Annotated in this window: 20 protein-coding genes; 5 read left to right on the forward strand and 15 right to left on the reverse strand. The window is 62.5% G+C overall.

Annotated elements, in window-relative coordinates:
• Positions 1-366 precede the first annotated feature (366 nt).
• From ACP151_RS13550 to ACP151_RS13560, 3 genes are all read right to left on the reverse strand, one after another.
• Positions 367-1,926: a trimethylamine methyltransferase family protein gene (locus ACP151_RS13550; protein WP_424979433.1), complete on the reverse strand. Its 1,560-nt coding sequence runs from the start codon at positions 1,924-1,926 to the stop codon at positions 367-369.
• Positions 1,927-2,161: 235 nt separating this feature from the next.
• Complete coding sequence (locus ACP151_RS13555) at positions 2,162-2,851, reverse strand: HAD family hydrolase (protein ID WP_424979434.1); 690 nt, start codon at positions 2,849-2,851, stop codon at positions 2,162-2,164.
• 57 nt (positions 2,852-2,908) lie between these two features.
• Positions 2,909-3,193, reverse strand: a complete 285-nt coding sequence (locus ACP151_RS13560; protein WP_424979451.1) for a DUF3572 domain-containing protein — start codon at positions 3,191-3,193, stop codon at positions 2,909-2,911.
• A gap of 115 nt (positions 3,194-3,308) precedes the next feature.
• On the opposite strand from ACP151_RS13560, the gene ACP151_RS13565 reads away from it, so the two are divergent.
• Positions 3,309-4,697: a diguanylate cyclase domain-containing protein gene (locus tag ACP151_RS13565; RefSeq protein WP_424979435.1), complete on the forward strand. Its 1,389-nt coding sequence runs from the start codon at positions 3,309-3,311 to the stop codon at positions 4,695-4,697.
• A 50-nt stretch (positions 4,698-4,747) separates the two neighbouring features.
• Here the strand turns inward: ACP151_RS13565 and ACP151_RS13570 are convergent, their stop codons facing one another.
• From ACP151_RS13570 to ACP151_RS13585, 4 genes are all read right to left on the reverse strand, one after another.
• Positions 4,748-5,296: a periplasmic heavy metal sensor gene (locus ACP151_RS13570; protein ID WP_424979436.1), complete on the reverse strand. Its 549-nt coding sequence runs from the start codon at positions 5,294-5,296 to the stop codon at positions 4,748-4,750.
• Positions 5,293-5,655, reverse strand: a complete 363-nt coding sequence (locus tag ACP151_RS13575) for a hypothetical protein (protein WP_424979437.1) — start codon at positions 5,653-5,655, stop codon at positions 5,293-5,295. Before ACP151_RS13575 ends, ACP151_RS13570 begins: the two co-directional genes overlap by 4 nt.
• Positions 5,648-6,229 carry an RNA polymerase sigma factor gene (locus tag ACP151_RS13580; protein ID WP_424979438.1) on the reverse strand — a complete coding sequence of 194 codons (582 nt, stop codon included), beginning with the start codon at positions 6,227-6,229 and terminating at the stop codon, positions 5,648-5,650. Before ACP151_RS13580 ends, ACP151_RS13575 begins: the two co-directional genes overlap by 8 nt.
• 67 nt (positions 6,230-6,296) lie before the next feature.
• Complete coding sequence (locus tag ACP151_RS13585) at positions 6,297-6,767, reverse strand: EF-hand domain-containing protein (RefSeq protein ID WP_424979439.1); 471 nt, start codon at positions 6,765-6,767, stop codon at positions 6,297-6,299.
• 245 nt (positions 6,768-7,012) lie between these two features.
• Between ACP151_RS13585 and ACP151_RS13590 the strand changes: the two genes are divergently transcribed.
• Positions 7,013-7,414 (forward strand): DUF983 domain-containing protein, encoded by a 402-nt coding sequence (locus ACP151_RS13590; RefSeq protein ID WP_424979452.1) that lies wholly within the window; start codon positions 7,013-7,015, stop codon positions 7,412-7,414.
• 4 nt (positions 7,415-7,418) lie between these two features.
• Positions 7,419-8,150, forward strand: a complete 732-nt coding sequence (locus ACP151_RS13595) for an NUDIX hydrolase (protein ID WP_424979440.1) — start codon at positions 7,419-7,421, stop codon at positions 8,148-8,150.
• A 57-nt stretch (positions 8,151-8,207) separates the two neighbouring features.
• Here the strand turns inward: ACP151_RS13595 and ACP151_RS13600 are convergent, their stop codons facing one another.
• The 3 genes from ACP151_RS13600 to ACP151_RS13610 are packed head-to-tail and all read right to left on the reverse strand — an operon-like array spanning position 8,208 to position 10,242.
• Positions 8,208-9,110 (reverse strand): EamA family transporter, encoded by a 903-nt coding sequence (locus tag ACP151_RS13600; RefSeq protein ID WP_424979441.1) that lies wholly within the window; start codon positions 9,108-9,110, stop codon positions 8,208-8,210.
• Positions 9,111-9,128: 18 nt separating this feature from the next.
• Positions 9,129-10,043 (reverse strand): fatty acid desaturase, encoded by a 915-nt coding sequence (locus ACP151_RS13605; RefSeq protein ID WP_424979442.1) that lies wholly within the window; start codon positions 10,041-10,043, stop codon positions 9,129-9,131.
• Positions 10,036-10,242, reverse strand: a complete 207-nt coding sequence (locus ACP151_RS13610) for a DUF2061 domain-containing protein (protein ID WP_424979443.1) — start codon at positions 10,240-10,242, stop codon at positions 10,036-10,038. The genes ACP151_RS13605 and ACP151_RS13610 overlap by 8 nt, the downstream gene beginning before the upstream one ends.
• A 114-nt stretch (positions 10,243-10,356) precedes the next feature.
• On the opposite strand from ACP151_RS13610, the gene ACP151_RS13615 reads away from it, so the two are divergent.
• Positions 10,357-11,217 (forward strand): helix-turn-helix domain-containing protein, encoded by an 861-nt coding sequence (locus ACP151_RS13615; RefSeq protein ID WP_424979444.1) that lies wholly within the window; start codon positions 10,357-10,359, stop codon positions 11,215-11,217.
• Between the two features lie 130 nt (positions 11,218-11,347).
• Here ACP151_RS13615 and ACP151_RS13620 read toward each other — a convergent pair whose 3' ends face one another.
• From ACP151_RS13620 to ACP151_RS13635, 4 genes are all read right to left on the reverse strand, one after another.
• On the reverse strand, positions 11,348-12,121 hold the full coding sequence (locus ACP151_RS13620) for an SDR family oxidoreductase (protein WP_424979445.1): 774 nt from the start codon (positions 12,119-12,121) through the stop codon (positions 11,348-11,350).
• Positions 12,118-13,590, reverse strand: a complete 1,473-nt coding sequence (locus ACP151_RS13625; RefSeq protein ID WP_424979446.1) for a carnitine 3-dehydrogenase — start codon at positions 13,588-13,590, stop codon at positions 12,118-12,120. The genes ACP151_RS13620 and ACP151_RS13625 overlap by 4 nt, the downstream gene beginning before the upstream one ends.
• Positions 13,587-13,922, reverse strand: coding sequence for a hypothetical protein (locus tag ACP151_RS13630; protein WP_424979447.1), 336 nt, complete (start codon positions 13,920-13,922; stop codon positions 13,587-13,589). The genes ACP151_RS13625 and ACP151_RS13630 overlap by 4 nt, the downstream gene beginning before the upstream one ends.
• A 128-nt stretch (positions 13,923-14,050) precedes the next feature.
• Positions 14,051-14,968, reverse strand: coding sequence for a 3-keto-5-aminohexanoate cleavage protein (locus ACP151_RS13635; protein WP_424979448.1), 918 nt, complete (start codon positions 14,966-14,968; stop codon positions 14,051-14,053).
• Positions 14,969-15,101: 133 nt separating this feature from the next.
• On the opposite strand from ACP151_RS13635, the gene ACP151_RS13640 reads away from it, so the two are divergent.
• Positions 15,102-16,085, forward strand: a complete 984-nt coding sequence (locus ACP151_RS13640; protein ID WP_424979449.1) for a GlxA family transcriptional regulator — start codon at positions 15,102-15,104, stop codon at positions 16,083-16,085.
• A gap of 148 nt (positions 16,086-16,233) precedes the next feature.
• On the opposite strand, the gene ACP151_RS13645 is transcribed toward ACP151_RS13640, so the two are convergent.
• Positions 16,234-16,621, reverse strand: a 388-nt coding sequence (locus tag ACP151_RS13645) for a transposase (protein ID WP_424979375.1), incomplete at its 5' end; no start/stop codon positions are given.

A 16,621-nucleotide genomic window follows, 5' to 3' on the forward strand; every position in this document is an offset into this window, starting at 1 on the left:
TTGCCCATGGCACAGTCTTGACGACAGCTGGTTAAGAAAGGCCCAACAAAGCCTCCGCACCGGGTAAATAACACACATCCCCTCGTTTTTACTCTCATTTGCACGGCAACAGCACCCTCAGCGTCAGCCCTACGCTTACTCAAACCCCGCCAATAGAAGTCAACATCTAATGGCCAATCACTTCTCATCCAGCCGCACCCCTGCACCGCCGCCCGGAAAAAATTCTCCTTTTCTCCTACTGAAGGCGAAGCCCAGTCAAAGCAAGTCCCGCGTCCATCTCCCAGTTCAGAACCGGCGGATTTCCACCTTCCCCTCCAAAAAAGTGAAGCTGAGGCCAGGCCTCAGCTTCTTCATTCTCTGCTCAGCTCAGAAGTCAGTGGGCGCCCCGCCCTCTGCCTTTCGGCGTGCGACGAAATCCGCCAGCTCCTCCCGAACCGCGACATCCATGGGCGGCTCTTCGAAATCGGCAATAATATCCTTGAACACCTTGTGGGCGCGTTCTGCAGTCCAGGTGGCGCCTGCGGCTTCCCAGGCCTCGAAATTGCGCCAATCACTGAGGAAAGGCTGATAAAACGCCGAAGTGTAGCGGTCCTGCGTGTGCTGGATACCGAAGAAATGGCCGTCGTTGCCGACTTCGCGGATCGCATCCAGTGCAATTTCATCCGGGCCGGTGGCATTGACCGACGGGTCCATATAACGCTGAATCATCTGCAGGATCTCGCAATCCATGATGAACTTCTCGGGGCTGGCAATCAGCCCACCTTCCAGCCAACCGGCCGCATGGTAGATCATGTTGCTGCCCGACTGCACCGCAGACCACAGCGAATTGGAGGTCTCCCACATTGCCTGCCCGTCCGGAACATTGGCCGCGCAGACGCCAGACGCCCGCATTGGCAGCCCGTAGAACCGCGCCATTTGCCCCGTCATCTGGGACGAACGCATGTATTCGGGGGTGCCAAAAGCAGGCGCACCGGATTTCATGTCCACGTTTGATGTGAACGTGCCGATCGCCACTGGGCACCCCGGCGCCACATACTGGAACAGTGCAATCGCACAAAGGGATTCCGCAATGGATTGCGCCACCGCCCCGGCCATTGTCACCGGCGCCATAGCACCCGCGAGCGTGAACGGTGTCACCACCACCCCCTGGCCGCGGCGGCACAGCCGCAGTGATCCGTCAATCATCGGTTCGTCATGCTTCAGCGGCGACGTGGAGTTTATGTTGGTGTACATGCGCGGTGTCGCATCGAATTCTTCATGGCTGTGACCGCCCGCGATGCGGACCATCTCCATAACGTCCTCGACCCGCTCCTTGCCCAGAGAATAGGCATGCATCGCCTTGTCGGTAATCGTCAGCTTGTCAAAAAGCACATCCAGATGCCGTACCGAGGCATGAACATCCACCGGCTCCACCGGATAGCCGCCGGCGAAATGGATGCAGTTGAAATACTGCGTCAGCTTCAACAGATTGCGGCACTGCTCGCGGGTGCCAGCGGTCTTCTTGTTCTGCTCCAGGTCCCAGTAATTAGGGGGCGAGGAGACATTGCCGAACAGCATGACGTCGCCGCCCACTGTGATCTTGCGCTCTGGGTTGCGCGGGGTGAGCGTCCATTCCCGCGGCGCCTTGGCCACCATTTCCATCACGAAATCCCGGTCCATCCGAACCAGGTCGCCTTCGACCCTGACGCCGGCCTGCCGGAAAATCGCCAGCGCCTCCTCGTTGTAGAACTGGATGCCGATATCCTCTAGGATCCGCATGGCGCCTTCGTGGATCGCCTGCACGCCCTCTTCGGTCAGCGGTTCTGTCGGGCGATCGATGTTCCTGGGCGGGTTCCAGGGCATCTGCTCCAGAACTGCACTGCCGCGCCGCGCCGCTGCGCCGGCCCGGCCTCCGCCTCTGCGTTTGCGTGCACTTGTTTCTGCCATTCCCGCCTCCCTGGTTCCGAATTTGCGATGCGCTAATCGACGCCAACTGAGCCAATCCGGCCCGCTTGGACCTGTCCGTTCCCGACCATCCCTGTCGTTTTTGCTCCATTAGTTGCCGGAAGGAACCTTTTCTGTACACATATGCCCAGACTGACACAAAGAAAGTCCAGCGCCAAGGGCGGTGTGTCGGCGGGATCGCCCCAGACGGAGCTGAAACCAGGGAATCAACAGCGGGTCAGCGGTCAAGCCAGCTTCGAATATGGCCGATATCCGGCAGGACGATATCCGCATGCGGCAGCAGCTCTGTCCGCAAGGCCATTCCAGTCAGAACCGCAATCCGCTGCATACCCGCCGCAGCGCCGGCTTCCATGTCATGGCGGCTGTCGCCGACCATGGCAGTGCGGTCCGGTGACACGCCCGCCGCCTTGCAGAACGCCAGCAGCGGGTCCGGGTCCGGCTTTGCCCCGTGACCGCTGTCGCAGCCTGCAACAAATGCAAACCGGTCCAGCACGCCAGCCCGCTGCAATTGGCTCCTGGCCGAAACCTCAGCGTCATTGGTCATGACGCCCAGCACCTTGCCGCGATCCAGCAACCCATCCAGGAAATCCGCCAGCGGCACTGCCGGAGCAATGTCCGCTTCAGACGCGCTTTCAGCCAAAAAGGCAGTCAGATCAGAAAGCTCCCTATTCTTGACATAGGGGGCAAGCGCCGCGGCAACCTCATCATTTGAACCGGCAATCACCAGACTGTCCGGATTGAACGCCCCGCGCTCCAGATCAAAGCTGATCGCATCAGCCATCGCTTCTTTTGCAGCCTGATCTCCTTGGGCCAGGGTCTCCAGAAGGCTTGCGGCCCAGCCGTTCCAGGTGGCTGCAAAGTCGAACAGGGTTCCGTCCTTGTCGAACAGAAAGGCATCAACGGGCATGGCAGGTCCTTCTTGCGCTGGGGTCGTGCAAAAACCTAGGCACAGGCCCCCAGGATCTCAAGTCCAGTTCACCTGATCGCCGCCCGGAAGCGACATCCGTGCCTGCATCGGCAGCTCATAGGGCAGACCTTCGGAATCGCAGAACTGCATCACCCAGGCATCGTCCATCGTTAAGAAATCGAGCACCGACCCCAAAAAAGCGGGTTCACCGGCCTGCGCCCGCAAATCCGCCTCGCTGGCGCCGGTCGCCCCCAGAAACACCGGTAATAACTCATCATTCCCGGCCAGCCAGGCCAAAGCCTTCAACGCAAGGGTCTCTGCTGCTTCGGCGGAAATCCGCATATTCTCCATACTCCTGCCGTCTTGCGGCCAATTTAGTAAAAATCCGAAAGGGTTTCTTAACCAGTCTCAGCAAAATTGGAAGACATAGGATTTGCAAGGGGCGAAAGGATACCGCGTGCAAGGCACTATCCTGGTCATCGACGGCGTCTCCACCAACCGCATCATGCTGAAGGTGCAGCTTGCGGCCGCCTATTACGATACCGTTCAGGCAGGCAGCGTCGCTGAGGTCCTGTCCACTGCACGTCAATGCCGCCCCGATCTGGTTCTGACCGCGATGTCGCTGCCAGACGGCAGCGCCGCCGATGTCAAACGCGCACTGGCCGGGGATGAAACACTGTCCGACCTGCCGGTGATCGCGGTTGCCGACTGGGAAGGGCACAAGGCGCGGCTGCAGGCTCTTGCCGCAGGGATCGACGACGTGCTGCGGCAGCCGGTGGACGATGTGATCCTGCAGGCGCGCATCCGCAGCCTGCTGCGGGCCCGCAGCGCCAATGAGGAACTGAACCTGCAGCGCGACGCCTCACATGGTTTCATCCTGCCGCTGTGCGACCGTGCCCGCACCGAGGATCTACGTGACGCCACGGTTGCACTGGTTGCAGACGACCTACACTCCGCTATGGCCTGGCGCGACCGCCTGTCCGGCCACCTGCCCTACGCGCTTCGCACCCATGCCATCAGCGACATCCAGGGGCTGATGCAAGCGCCGGCGGCCGATGCTATCGTCATTGAGCTGAATGAGGCCTCAGCCGGTCCGGGCCTGCGCCTGCTGGCCGATCTGCGCGCCCGTGCCGCCACCCGTCAGTCAGTGGTGATCGCCGTGCCTACCCCTGCTGACCCCAATATCGCGGCAGAAGCTTTGGATCGTGGCGCGCACGACGTTCTCCAAACCGGCTTCGATGTCGAGGAACTGGGCCTGCGCCTGAACACACAGCTGCAGCAAAAGGCCCGCAACGACCTGATGCGTGTCAGTGTTCGCAACGGGCTGCGCGCAGCCAATTTGGACCCGATGACCGGGCTGTACAACCGCCGCTATGCCAAGCCTTTCCTGGACCGGGTGGCGCATTCCTCTGCCGAATCCGGTGAAAAATTCGCCGTCATGCTGGCGGACCTCGACCATTTCAAGCGGATCAATGATGTCTACGGCCACCCGGCCGGCGACGCGGTGCTGATCGAGGCCGCCCGCCGCATGCAGGCCGTGCTGCAGCCTTCGGACCTGCTGGCGCGCGTCGGCGGCGAAGAATTCATGGCCGTCCTGCCCGGCGCCACCGAAGCCGAAGCCGGCCTGGCCGCGATCGCCCTTTGCAACGCCATCAACTGCACGCCGTTCCAAGTTCCCGGCGCAGCTGAACCCGTCAAGGTGACGATCAGCATCGGAGCAGTCATGGGCGGTCAGGACCGCAGCACCGCAGCGCTGGTCAACAAGGCCGATCAGGCGCTGTACGACGCCAAGAACGCCGGCCGCAACCAAGTGACGTTACCCAAAGAATGCACCGAAGCGGCCTGACGTTTTCCCTTTCGCCAAGGATCCGGCCGCCAGCAGCCGTCTGCGGCGCCTCAGTTCCCGGAATCCTTGGGCAGATCAGTTCCGCCCGTCCCGCTTGCCGCCTCCGTGCGTACCGGATGCTGACCAAACCAGCGCATTCGCTGTTCCATACGGTCCGCAAAAACAGCACGTTCAGCTGGTGTCATCGCCGCCAGTTTGCGCACCCAGGTTTCTTGAACTCTGGTGTGGAAAACATGGCGTGATTCTGCCTGGGTACGGAGCACTGCCAGCAACGCAGCAGCGTCGAAATCACTGCTGCGCAGGGCCGCAATGACCGCTGCACCTTCTGCATGGCGGCGCTGCATGAAACTGCCATGGCCACCGCCCGCCTGCTGCCGCAGCGACTCGCGGGTTTCAGCGTCCAGTTGGCGAAAGATCATCGCCCCGACCGACGGCGGCGGCCGCCGGTGCCAATCCCTGTCTTTGTCGCCATAGCGCAAAGCCGCCCCCGCAGCGATGCCGATCATTGCCAGGTTCAGCGCCAGCGAACCTGCCAGCAGCAGTTTCAGCCACTTCTTCATTGCAGGCTTGTTCATTGCAGGCGTGCCTTCTGTGTTCATTGCAGGTCCTCGTTCAGCATCACAGCCATCTCATAGCTGCCGTCTCCCAGCACATTGCTGCTGTCCTCATAGCCCGCCAGCACCACCGGGTCCGGCACGAATGAGGGCGGCGCCAAGCCGATCCAAACGCCTGCGGCACTGGCAGCCGCCAGCCCGCCCAGAGCTGGCCAGCCGCCGATCGCATCGGCCAGTTGCCGCCACAGCGGCAACCTGCCCTGCCGCACCACAGCCCCTGGCTGCGCGCGGGCGGCGTCCGCCAAAATGGCTGCGCTCAGATGATGCGGCAGCTCCGGCCGGTCCTCCCGCGCCGCCGCGAACAGATCTTCAAGCTCCTGCAGTGTCTTATCCTCGTCAGCCATCGCTATATCCCAACTCATCGCGCCGCCCGGCCAAGGCTGCCGCCAGCGCCCGTTTGCCCCGGGCAGTCAAACTTTCCACCGCCTCGATGCTGATGTCCATGATCCCGGCAATCTCCGGGTTTGGCAGCTCTTCCAGATGCCGCAGCACCACCGCTTGCCGCTGCCGCTCCGGCAATTGCATCAGGGCCCGCTGCAAAGCGTCCTGCCGTGCTCCGTCCTGCATCTGCTCTGCCGCGGTGCGGCCGGTATCCGGCGGCTCCGGCACCGCGTCCAGGTCCACATGCCCGCCGCGGGCCCGCCGTTTGCGGTCGATACACAGGTTCATCGCCACCCGGTACAGCCAGGTCGAGACCTGGGCCTCGCCGCGGCGCCATTCCGGCGCCATCCGCCACAGCCGCAGCATCGCCTCCTGGGTCACATCCTCGGCGTCGGCCCGGTTGCCAAGCACCCGCATGGCCACACCAAGGACGCGTGGCCCCAGCCGCGCAGTCAGCTCTTCTGCCGCCCGGCTGTCGCCATTCACATACAACACAAGAAGCGAATCGTCAGAGACGTCCTCTGCCGTTGTGCTCATGGGCGCCGGTCCCTGCTGCGGGATCCGGCGCCGAGATATGTTGGCTTTTTGCAGCACGCGTCGGTGATCAGTTCTGCTCCGTTTCCTCCCCGCGGCCATGTCGGCGCTCGCCGCCACGGCGCTTGCGGGCTTCCTCGAACTCTTCTTTCGAAATCCCGCCGCTATCGTCCGCATCCAGCCGGTCGAACATCCTGCCCGCGCGGCGTGGCTGCGGAAGCTCTTCTGCACTCAACGCCCCATCGCCGTCCGTGTCAAAGCGTTCCAGCATCCGGGCCGCGCGTTTATTTGCACGCTCCTGCGCCCGTGCCTGCATCTCTTCCAGCGTCACCTTGCCATCGCCGTCAGCATCTGCCTTGCTGAAACGGGCTTTTTTCATGGCCTGGATTTCCGCCTTTGTGATCTCGCCATTGCCGTCTGCGTCAATTTCCTCAAAGGACATCTTCGGCCCGTGGTGGCCTTTTCCTTTGGCCATGGCCGTGCCGCCTGCGGCAACACTTGCTGCGGCAACCAGCGCGGCGATGAACGTGACGTGTTTCATATCGTCTTTCCTTTGTCTTTCGGCAGCCTCTTGCTGCCCGATGTATAAGAAAAACGCAGCCGCCCGGCAGATCCGTCGCAAAAACCCTAAATTAATTCCTTACCCCGCACGTTGCGGCAAACCGGCGCAATTCCCGGCCTTTCCCCTTTCGCCGCAGCCGCGATGCGCGCAAAGATATGTCCAGCACACAGGATGTTTCCATGACCAAGTCTCAGGCTGAACCTCTGGCCGAACCTCTGGCCGCAATGCCGCCAGGCGCAGATACCGACCGCCCCACCATGCCCGCCCTGGGCAAAGGCTGGCGCTGCAAATGCCCCGAATGCGGCGAGGGCACATTGCTGCATTCCTATCTGAAGGTGAACAACAGCTGCAGCCACTGCGGCCTGGACCTGACACATGCGCGCGCCGATGACGGCCCCGCCTACCTCACGATCCTGATCGTCGGCCATCTCATGGCGCCCCTGATGCATGTGGCCTATTTCTCTTGGCGGCCCGAACCGCTGGTGATGTTCACGGTTTTCACGATTGGCTGTGTCGCCTCCTCCTTGTATCTTCTGCCGCGGATGAAGGGGATTGTCATTGCCTATCAATGGGCGCGGCGCATGCACGGGTTCGACAAGAGTTCCCAGGCAAACAAGGGGCAGTGAAGATATGAGCGACACGTTTCTCAGCGGCAAGACCACCACCGACAAGACCGCGATCCGCAATGCGGCGACCGTCATCGCCATGCGCGGCCGGATGTCAGAAGACCCGCAGGTGCTGATGGGTCAGCGCGGCGCCAAGGCTGCCTTTATGCCGAACAAATTTGTCTTCCCCGGCGGGGCCGTCGATCTGGCGGATGCAGATATTGCGCTGGCCTCGCCGATTTCCCCGGTCTGCCAGCAGCGCCTCGCAGACAAGGCGTCCGAAAACGCCCACCACGCGCTCGCCGTTGCTGCCGTGCGGGAGTTATGGGAGGAAACCGGCCTGATCCTGGGTGAGCAAGGCCACTGGCAGGGCGATATCCCCGAAGACTGGCAGGGATTTGCTGCCACCGGCCACATTCCGTCAGCCCGCGCCATGCAATTCGTGTTCCGCGCCCTGACTCCGCCGGGCCGCCCGCGCCGCTTTGATGCGCGGTTCTTTCTGGTTGATGCTGACCAGATCACCGGCGATCTGGATGATTTCTCCCGCGCCGCAGATGAACTGTCGCACCTGCAGTGGATTCCGCTCAGCCAGGTGCGCAGCTTTGACCTGCCCTTCATCACCGAGGTGGTGCTGGCCGAAGTCACCGCCCGCGTCCGCGACGCCGAGCCGCCGCAAAGCGTACCCTATTTCCATAACAATGACGAGGCCAGCCTGTTCCTGCGCCTCAAGGGCTATCCGATGCCTGCCGACGGGTAGCCTTTTGGGGGCCGGAGTTTTCGCATCACTGCGGCTGCCCGGCTGCACACCAGCCGTCTACAGCGCCAGAACCAGCACCAGGATCGATACCACCAGCAGCCCCATGCCCGTCAGCTCACGGACCGTGACCTTCTCCTTGAAGAACAGGACTGACGCCAGAAGCGACAACAGCAGTTCCACCTGCCCCACCGCCTTGACATAGGCCGCGTTCTGCAGCGTGAAGGCCCAGAACCAGCAGAAAGAGCCGCCCATGCTGGTCAGCCCGACCCAGACCGCCACCCGGCGCGCGGCCCAGACGCGGGCAATCTCACCCCGGTCCCGCAGGCCCAGCCAAACAAACATAAACAGCGTCTGCAGGCTGACAACCGCCGCCAATGTCACCCCTGCGCGAAACACCGGCTCCAGATCGCCCAGCTGTAACGACGCACCACGATAGCTGACGGCCGAAAAGGCAAACAGCACCCCCGACCCCAGTCCCAGCTGCGAGGCACGGTTGGTCAGATGCCGCCACCAGGGGCCGGCTGCGTCAGGTGTCTTTGACAGGATCAGCACCGCCGTCAGCCCGATCAGAATCGCCGCCCAGCCGCCAAGGCTGACAGGATCGCCCAGCACCGCCAGCCCGACAATCGCGGTCTGGATCACTTCGGTTTTCTTAAAGGTGATACCGACCGCAAAATTGCGCTGCTTGAACAGGACCACCACGCAGACGGTGGCCAGGATCTGCGCGATGCCACCAATGGTCGCGAACACCCAGAATTGCGCCCCCAGGTCCGGCAGAGATCGCCCTGACACCGTCAGATACACTGCCAGCCCCGCCAGAATGAACGGTGCGGAATAGAAAAACCGGGCGAAGGTGGCTCCGCCCGGCGACAAGGTGACGCTGCTCAGGACCTTCTGCAGCATAAACCGCACGGTCTGAAAGGAAGCAGCGGCAATCGAAACGGGAATCCAGGCTAACATGCTCCCGCTTATGCGCGCTTATTCGCCCTGCTGCCAGAGCGGATGCGGCACCGGGTCTTTGGCACGAAACAGGTAGTTGCGGAAAATCTGCAGATAGTTGCGATAGACATAGCCGTCATTGGCCGCCACGAAGTCTGGTTTGCGGGCCCGGTAAAGCCGCGGCAGCGCGTACCATGGCACGCCCGGATGCATGTGGTGCACAATATGATAGTTGTTGTTCAGGAACAAAAGCGCCCAAAATCCGCGGTCCTCGACCACCACCGTGCGGCCCCGGCAATCTTCATGCGCCCGGTGCTCCAGAAAGGTGCGCACCTTGATCAGCCCCAGGCCAATGTAGGCGGCCAAGACTGCCGCCCAAAGAGGCGCGGAGGATTGCACGACCAGCCACAGGACAGGCACCAGTCCAAGAACGTGCAGCACCCAGTCGCGGACAATGCCCGGTCTGCCAGCGCGTGCCAGCTTCCATTCACCCGCCATGAAACAGATCTGCCCCATCAGCGGACCGATCAGCACCCGGCCCAGCATGGTATTGTTGAAACGCAAGAGCCGTTTGCGCCAACCGGGCAATCGCGCCCAGACTGCCGGGTCCTGAAAATTGGCCTCCGGATCATCATAAGGGTCGGTCAACAGCTCGTCCCGGTGGTGATCCAGATGCGTGTCCCGGAACCGACCATAGGGAATGAACAGAGTCAGCGGCAAGAACATCAGCGCCTCATTCAGGAACCGGCTTCGGAACGGATGCCCGTGCAACGCTTCATGGGTCAGCGAGGAATGCAGCGCCGCCATCAGCCCCATCCCCGCGATTGCCAGCAGCAGGTTGACCTCCGGCAGCAGCCACAGTGCTGCCAGCCAGACCACGTAGCAGCCAATCATCAGGGCCAGCGTGCCCCATTCCACGCGGCCAGGCATATAGTCGCGGCAGGTCTCAGACATGGCGTCGTCCCCAGCTGATCTGCGCCCAGACACGCTCGTAGATCAAATAGATGGTGAAACCGATGCCAGTGTTGACCAGCGCCATGATCCCGCCTGTCTTGGCCGATCCGGTGGCAATCAGCCCCACCAGCGTCATCATGGCCAGCCCCATGATGTTCCAGATCACCGCTTTCACAATGGAGCGCCTGCGCGTTTCCATCTTGCCTCCTGACGTTCTGTGGTAAGTGCCTGTTTCCAAAGTACCGCGACAGGCGCCTGTGCAGAATTCCGAATGCAGTTAACAAAATCCATCAGATATGATAAAAATCACAGCATGATAGAAAATATCGACAAACGGATCCGGGCAGAGCAGTTCCGGCAAAGGCTGAACCGGGCCTTGCGCGACAGCGGTCTTAGTCAAAGCGCCCTGGCGCGGGCCATCAGCGTTGACCGCTCCACCATTTCGCAGCTGCTGACGGACGAAGGCGCCCGGCTGCCCAACGCCCATGTGGTCGGCGCCTGCGCTGGCGCGCTTGGCGTCTCTGCCGACTGGCTCCTTAGCCTCTCGGACCGTCCCGAAAGCGCTGCTGAGCTGCTGGCCTCCAGTCTCACCCTCTCCGAGGCCCCCCGCGCGCTGGTGGATGAGCGGATCTTTGACTGGCATCAGGAGGCCGAGGGCTACAAGATCCGCCATGTCCCCGCCGCGCTGCCCGACATGCTGAAAACCCGCGCCTTGCTGGAATGGGAATATGCCCCGCATCTGGGCCGCACCGCCGATCAGGCCATTGGCGCCTCCGAAGACCGGCTCACCTGGATGCGCCAGTCGCCATCAGACTATGAAATCGCCATGCCGCTCTATGAGCTCGACAGCTTTGCCCATGGCGTTGGCTATTATGAAGGCCTGCCGCTGGAGATCCGGCTGGAGCAGCTTCAGCAATTCGAACGTCTCTGCGAGCAACTCTACCCCCGGTTGCGCATCTACCTGTTTGATGCCAAACGCCTTTATTCCTCACCGATCACGATCTTCGGGCCGCTTCTGTGCGTGTTCTACGCCGGCACCCATTATCTGGCCTTTCGCGACAAGGAACGGATCGCCACCTTCACCAGCCATTTCGACAATCTGGTGCGCGAGGCCGATATCACCGCACGGCAGCTGCCGGGGCGGCTCAGGGCGCTGCGGGCAGCGATTTCCTGACACGCCCAGTTGATGGGTAAATGGCCACTAAGGGCGGCACCCCGTGCGGGGCGGGGCGGGCGCTGCCCGGTCTGGCGACCGGGCGAAGCAGTTTTCAGTAGGGTGGGCGGTTCCTGCCACCGCCCAAACCTCACACCTTGGGGTCCGGGTTCTCTGTATGGCCGTCGACAGCAATCACTTGCCCCGAAACCAGCCGTGCCGCGTCTGACCCCAGAAACACTGCCATATTGGCGATGTCGCTTGCCTCCACGAACCGCCCCATCGAGGTGCCCGCCGCATATCCCGCATAAACTTCATCCCGGGTCATGCCCTTGGCGGCGGCCTCGCGTTCCAGAACCCCTTCCATCCGCGGCCCTTCCACGGCGCCGGGACAGATCACATTGGCACGGATGCCAAACGGACCCAGCTCCATCGCCAGCGTCTTCATCAGGCCGATCACGGCCCATTTCGCCGAAGCATAAGGCGCCCGGTTCGGGTAGCCATACTGCCCGGCAGTCGAAGACGTCACAATGATCGACCCCGCTTTCGCCGCCTTCATCATCGGCGCTGCGTATTTGGCAGCCAAGAAACAGCCCTCCAAGTTGACGCTCACGCATGTGCGCCAGTCTTCCAGCGCGATGTCCTCGATCAGCGCTGTGGGTCCGGCAATGCCAGCATTGGCGCAAAGCACATCCAGCCCGCCCCAGGTGTCAGCGATCTCCGCAAACAGCGCCTTGACGCCCACTTCATCGGTGGCATCCACCGCCGTTGTCCGCCAGCCCTCCGGCACGTCTGCCAGCGCCACCGCGCTGACATCCGTGATCCAGACCTGATGCCCGGCGGCGGCAAATCCCTCGGCCATCGCACGGCCGATGCCGGACCCGCCAGCAGTGACCAGAACCCGGCGTCCCCCATTTGCAGTCATCTGGGCGCCCCAATCGCACGGCCCAGCCCGTCCGGTGTCGGCAGCGCCGCATGGGCCTCTGCCAGTTTTGCCAGATTGGCCTCAATATGCGGTGCAGGCGGGGCGGAGCGGCGGGTCGCAAGATCCACATGCAGCAGCATATGCTCACCCGTCGCCAGAAGCCGCTCGCCACAGACCATCTCGTGCCACAGGTGCATTTTCTTGCCCGCGCCCATGATCACCCGGGTGCGCACCTGGATCGGGTCGCCCGCATGCACCTCGTCAATATGGCGGATATGGGTCTCGGCGGTGAAATAGCTGCCACCATTGGCAATATACTCCGCGTCACAGCCGATGATCAACATCAGCCGGTCGGTGGACTGTGCAAAGGCATCCAGATAACGGCTCTCGGTCATATGGCCGTTGTAATCTGTCCAGTCCAGCGGCACCACGCGGCTCTGGGTCAGCACCGGCTGACTCAGGTCTTCCAGATCCGTGACCGAGCGTACCAGCCCGGCCTCACCCTCGCGATTCTGGTCATGGACATTCTGCAATGCACCCGTGCCCCAGTTGTTGGCGCCCAGCGCCCGCATCATGCCCACCAGGTTGTCATCCCGGTGTCGTTCCAACTCACGGATCGAATATTGACCGGACTGTTCATCAGACTGACCCGCAATCAGGTCCACCAGCTCGTCAGTGAAGTCCGGCACATCCATCAGCTTGGTCCAGGGCCAGCTGAGAGCCGGGCCGAACTGCGCCATGAAATGCTTCATGCCTGCTTCGCCGCCTGCAACCCGGTAGGTCTCGAACAGACCCATCTGCGCCCAGCGGATGCCAAAGCCATAGCGGATCGCGTTGTCGATCTCCTCGGTGGTAGCAATGCCGTCCTTGACCAGCCACAGCGCTTCACGCCAGACGGCTTCCAGGAAACGGTCGGCCACATGGGCGTCGATTTCTTTCTTCAGATGCAGCGGGTACATGCCGATGCCAGAGATGATCTCCTTGGCGCGCTCGATCACACCTGCCGGGTTGGCCGCCGTCGTGACCAGTTCCACCAGGGGCAGCAGATAGACCGGGTTGAACGGATGCGTCACCACAATCTGCCCCGGCGCCTCCCGCCCGTCCTGCAGCTGCGATGGTTTGAACCCCGAGGTCGAGGAGCCAATCACCGCATCCGGCGCGCAATGGGCTTGCAGCCCGGCATAGACCTTCTGCTTCAGATCCAGCCGCTCCGGCACGCTTTCCTGAATCCATTCCGCCCCCTCCACAGCCTCGGCAAGGGTGTCATGGAACGTCAGGCTGCCCTCTGCGGGCAGTGCCACATTGCCAAGCCCGGGCAGCGAGCGGCGCGCATTGCCCAGCACTTCGCTGATCTTGCGCTCCGCATCCGGGTCCGGGTCAAAGACCCGCACATCCCAGCCGTTCAGGAGGAACCGCGCCGCCCAGCCGCCGCCGATTACGCCGCCGCCAATGATTGCTGCTGTTTTCATGTCAGAATACTCATCCAAGTCCAGGTCCATAGCGTGGCAATACCGACAAGAAATGCCACGCCTCCTACTTTTCCCGCTGTACTGAATCGCTTGCCGATCAAACCGATCACTGCGCCCGCCAACACCAATGCACCAGCGTTGAAGCCGCTTCCCACGAGAAACGCAATTTGCCCATTCTGTTGCCAGCCCTCATGAAGAAATGCCGGAGCGGCCAACGCTGCAGCCATCATGGCTACCGCGGCGGCAAAGTACCTCCATCCGCCATCGCTTGCCTGAAGTAAGGCAGAAAGACCAACAATCCCTGCAAACGGAAGCGTCATTACCAAAACCATGCTGAAATCCCCTTGTTGGTTATCATTCGCATCATTGGGTTTTCGCTCCCAAGTTCAAGCAGGACCCAATGGCCGGTGCACAGGGGGTGTACAGGGGGTGCACGCGTGGCACCCCCTCGAAAATCCGCTTACTTCGCCACCGGCGCGCGCTTGGTCAACCCCAGCTTCTCGCGCACTTCGGCGGGGCCGATCACCCGCGCGCCCATGTTCGAAACGATGGTGTTGGCCCGCTCGACCAGCTGCCAGTTTTCTGCCAGCACGCCCTTGTCGAGCCACAGGTTATCTTCCAAACCGACCCGCACATTGCCGCCCGCCAGCACTGATTGTGCCGCATAGGCCATCTGGTTGCGGCCCAGCGCAAAGGCCGAGAAGGTCCAGTCGTCCGGCACGTTATTGACCATCGCCATAAAGGTATTCAGATCATCCGGCGCGCCCCACGGCACCCCCATGCACAGCTGCACCAGCGCATTCGGCTCCAGAACCCCCTCTTTGACCAATTGCTTGGCAAACCACAGGTGGCCGGTGTCAAAGGCCTCGATCTCCGGCTTCACCCCCAGATCGGTCATCATCTGACCCATCGCCCGCAGCATGCCGGGCGTGTTGGTCATCACGTAATCGGCTTCGGCAAAGTTCATTGTGCCGCAGTCCAGCGTGCAGATTTCCGGCAGGCATTCGGCGATATGGGCCATCCGCTCGGTCGCGCCTACCATGTCGGTGCCCGTCTCTTTCACCGGCAGCGGGTTCTCGGTGCTGCCAAACACCATGTCGCCGCCCATGCCCGCAGTCAGGTTCAGCACCACATCCACATCCGCATCGCGGATCCGATCGGTCACCTCGCGGTACAGATCCAGGCGGCGGCTCGGCACCCCGGTCTCCGGATCCCGCACATGGCAGTGCACAACAGCGGCCCCGGCCTTGGCCGCAGCGATGGCGCTGTCGGCGATTTCCTTGGGCGAACGCGGCACATGCGGGCTGCGGTCCTGGGTGCCGCCAGAGCCGGTCACGGCACAGGTGATGAAGACGTTCCGGTTCATTTCCAGAGGCATTTTGCTTTTCCCTTCGATGTACAGGGTTGTGCCATGGGTTATCCCCAGGCTCCTCCCCAGATTCCGATTTGCGCTGAAGCCGACTCTGCCCCAGCCTTTTGCGGCACAGTTTACACCAGGCGAATCGAAGTTGATGAAATCCGCAAAAAACATCCTGCAGCCCGAGAACCGGCCACTTAAAACAGCGGTCCTGGTTCTGGATGAATGCAACACCCTGTCCTTTGCCGCCGCGGTGGACCCGATGCGTGCGGCCAACCGGCTGGCAGGCCGCGCCGCCTTTGACTGGGACTATGTCAGTGCCACGGCCGAGCCACCGATGCTGACCAGCGGCCTCACCGTGCCCAGCTTCCCGCTGGCCCGGCTGCAGGGTTGCGAACTGCTGATCGTCATTGCCGGGTTCCAGCTCGCCCGCCACGCCACCCCCAGCCTGCTCGCGGGGCTGCGCCGCATTGCCGCCACCGGCGCCACGATCGCAGGCATCGACGGCGGCCCCTGGCTCTTGGCCGAAGCAGGCCTTCTGGACGGCCACCCCGCCACCACCCACTGGGAGGACCTGGAGAACTTCGCCACCCGTTTCCCGGACGTGGATGCCCGCAATGACCGCTTCACCGTCTCGGACGCCCGCCTGACCTCCGGCGGCGCCACCCCTGCGGTCGAAATGATGCTGCACATCATCGGCGCCCGCCATGGTGCGGGCTTTGCCTCCCGGGTTGCCGGGCTGTTCCTGTTCGACGGCCCCTCTGCCCTGCCGCGGCCGCAAAGCCGCCTGGGCGGCCGCGCCCACAGCACTCTAACCGCCAAGGCCAATGCGCTGATGGAGGCCTCGCTGGAGGAGCCGCTGCCGCTGGCGATGATTGCCGAAACCCTTGGCACCAGCCCGCGCAGCCTGCAGCAGCAGTTCCGGCTCAAGCTCAACACCACGCCGCAGGACCATTACCTGCAGCTGCGCCTGGCCGAAGCCCGCCGCCTGGTCACGGACACCGCGATGCCGCTGATGGAGGTGGCAATGGCAACCGGCTTCACCTCCCAGTCCAGTTTCGCACGCGCGTTCCGCACTGCGCATGGCACCTCTGCCCGCGACCTGCGCCAGGAACAGGCCCGGCCAACGGCCCATTAAGGCCACGCGGGTCAAGGGCCGCGCAGCGGCGGTGCGAAAGCACCGTTCACCCTTGACGCGCAATCCTAGAACACAATTGCATTGGCGCTTCAGGGGGCGTTGTTGCGCAACTCGTTTTGAGGACGAGCTTCCCCTTTCCGCGGCGGATTCATCCATCACACACGATCTCGGCGGTGCCGAGGGCCGAGAATCGGTTCATGAGAGCGATGCGGATGTGGATTTCGGCGGTTTGTCTGTCTGGGTCCCTCGCCATGATGCGTTCGCCGAATGCCTTGAGGCATAGCATTTTGGCCTCCACGCGACTTCGGATGTGATAACCACTCCATCGTTTCCACAGCGCCCTGCCGAAGCGTTGCGAAGCGCGCAGTATCTCGTTGCGCGCCTTGGCGGCGGGGCCGTCCTCTTTCCACAATCGCCCGTTGCGCCGTACCGGAATGATTGCTTCTGCGTCCCGGGCAATGATGGCGGCGTGGCACCTGCGAGTGTCATAAGCGCCATCAGCGGTCACGGTGCCGATCTGCTCGTCTTCGGGGATC

Source organism: Leisingera sp. S232 (assembly GCF_049800895.1).
Lineage (GTDB): Bacteria > Pseudomonadota > Alphaproteobacteria > Rhodobacterales > Rhodobacteraceae > Leisingera.

What these genes read in the sequence shown, in the direction of transcription:
- ACP151_RS13590 (WP_424979452.1), top strand. Translation starts at nt 7,013, where the DNA reads ATGCCGCCAGGCGCAGATACCGACCGCCCCACCATGCCCGCCCTGGGC.
- ACP151_RS13620 (WP_424979445.1), bottom strand. Translation starts at nt 12,121, where the DNA reads ATGACTGCAAATGGGGGACGCCGGGTTCTGGTCACTGCTGGCGGGTCC.
- ACP151_RS13635 (WP_424979448.1), bottom strand. Translation starts at nt 14,968, where the DNA reads ATGCCTCTGGAAATGAACCGGAACGTCTTCATCACCTGTGCCGTGACC.
- ACP151_RS13610 (WP_424979443.1), bottom strand. Translation starts at nt 10,242, where the DNA reads ATGGAAACGCGCAGGCGCTCCATTGTGAAAGCGGTGATCTGGAACATC.
- ACP151_RS13580 (WP_424979438.1), bottom strand. Translation starts at nt 6,229, where the DNA reads ATGAGCACAACGGCAGAGGACGTCTCTGACGATTCGCTTCTTGTGTTG.
- ACP151_RS13605 (WP_424979442.1), bottom strand. Translation starts at nt 10,043, where the DNA reads ATGTCTGAGACCTGCCGCGACTATATGCCTGGCCGCGTGGAATGGGGC.
- ACP151_RS13575 (WP_424979437.1), bottom strand. Translation starts at nt 5,655, where the DNA reads ATGGCTGACGAGGATAAGACACTGCAGGAGCTTGAAGATCTGTTCGCG.
- ACP151_RS13585 (WP_424979439.1), bottom strand. Translation starts at nt 6,767, where the DNA reads ATGAAACACGTCACGTTCATCGCCGCGCTGGTTGCCGCAGCAAGTGTT.
- ACP151_RS13615 (WP_424979444.1), top strand. Translation starts at nt 10,357, where the DNA reads ATGATAGAAAATATCGACAAACGGATCCGGGCAGAGCAGTTCCGGCAA.
- ACP151_RS13555 (WP_424979434.1), bottom strand. Translation starts at nt 2,851, where the DNA reads ATGCCCGTTGATGCCTTTCTGTTCGACAAGGACGGAACCCTGTTCGAC.
- ACP151_RS13560 (WP_424979451.1), bottom strand. Translation starts at nt 3,193, where the DNA reads ATGCGGATTTCCGCCGAAGCAGCAGAGACCCTTGCGTTGAAGGCTTTG.
- ACP151_RS13640 (WP_424979449.1), top strand. Translation starts at nt 15,102, where the DNA reads ATGAAATCCGCAAAAAACATCCTGCAGCCCGAGAACCGGCCACTTAAA.
- ACP151_RS13570 (WP_424979436.1), bottom strand. Translation starts at nt 5,296, where the DNA reads ATGAACACAGAAGGCACGCCTGCAATGAACAAGCCTGCAATGAAGAAG.
- ACP151_RS13550 (WP_424979433.1), bottom strand. Translation starts at nt 1,926, where the DNA reads ATGGCAGAAACAAGTGCACGCAAACGCAGAGGCGGAGGCCGGGCCGGC.
- ACP151_RS13595 (WP_424979440.1), top strand. Translation starts at nt 7,419, where the DNA reads ATGAGCGACACGTTTCTCAGCGGCAAGACCACCACCGACAAGACCGCG.
- ACP151_RS13625 (WP_424979446.1), bottom strand. Translation starts at nt 13,590, where the DNA reads ATGAAAACAGCAGCAATCATTGGCGGCGGCGTAATCGGCGGCGGCTGG.
- ACP151_RS13600 (WP_424979441.1), bottom strand. Translation starts at nt 9,110, where the DNA reads ATGTTAGCCTGGATTCCCGTTTCGATTGCCGCTGCTTCCTTTCAGACC.
- ACP151_RS13630 (WP_424979447.1), bottom strand. Translation starts at nt 13,922, where the DNA reads ATGGTTTTGGTAATGACGCTTCCGTTTGCAGGGATTGTTGGTCTTTCT.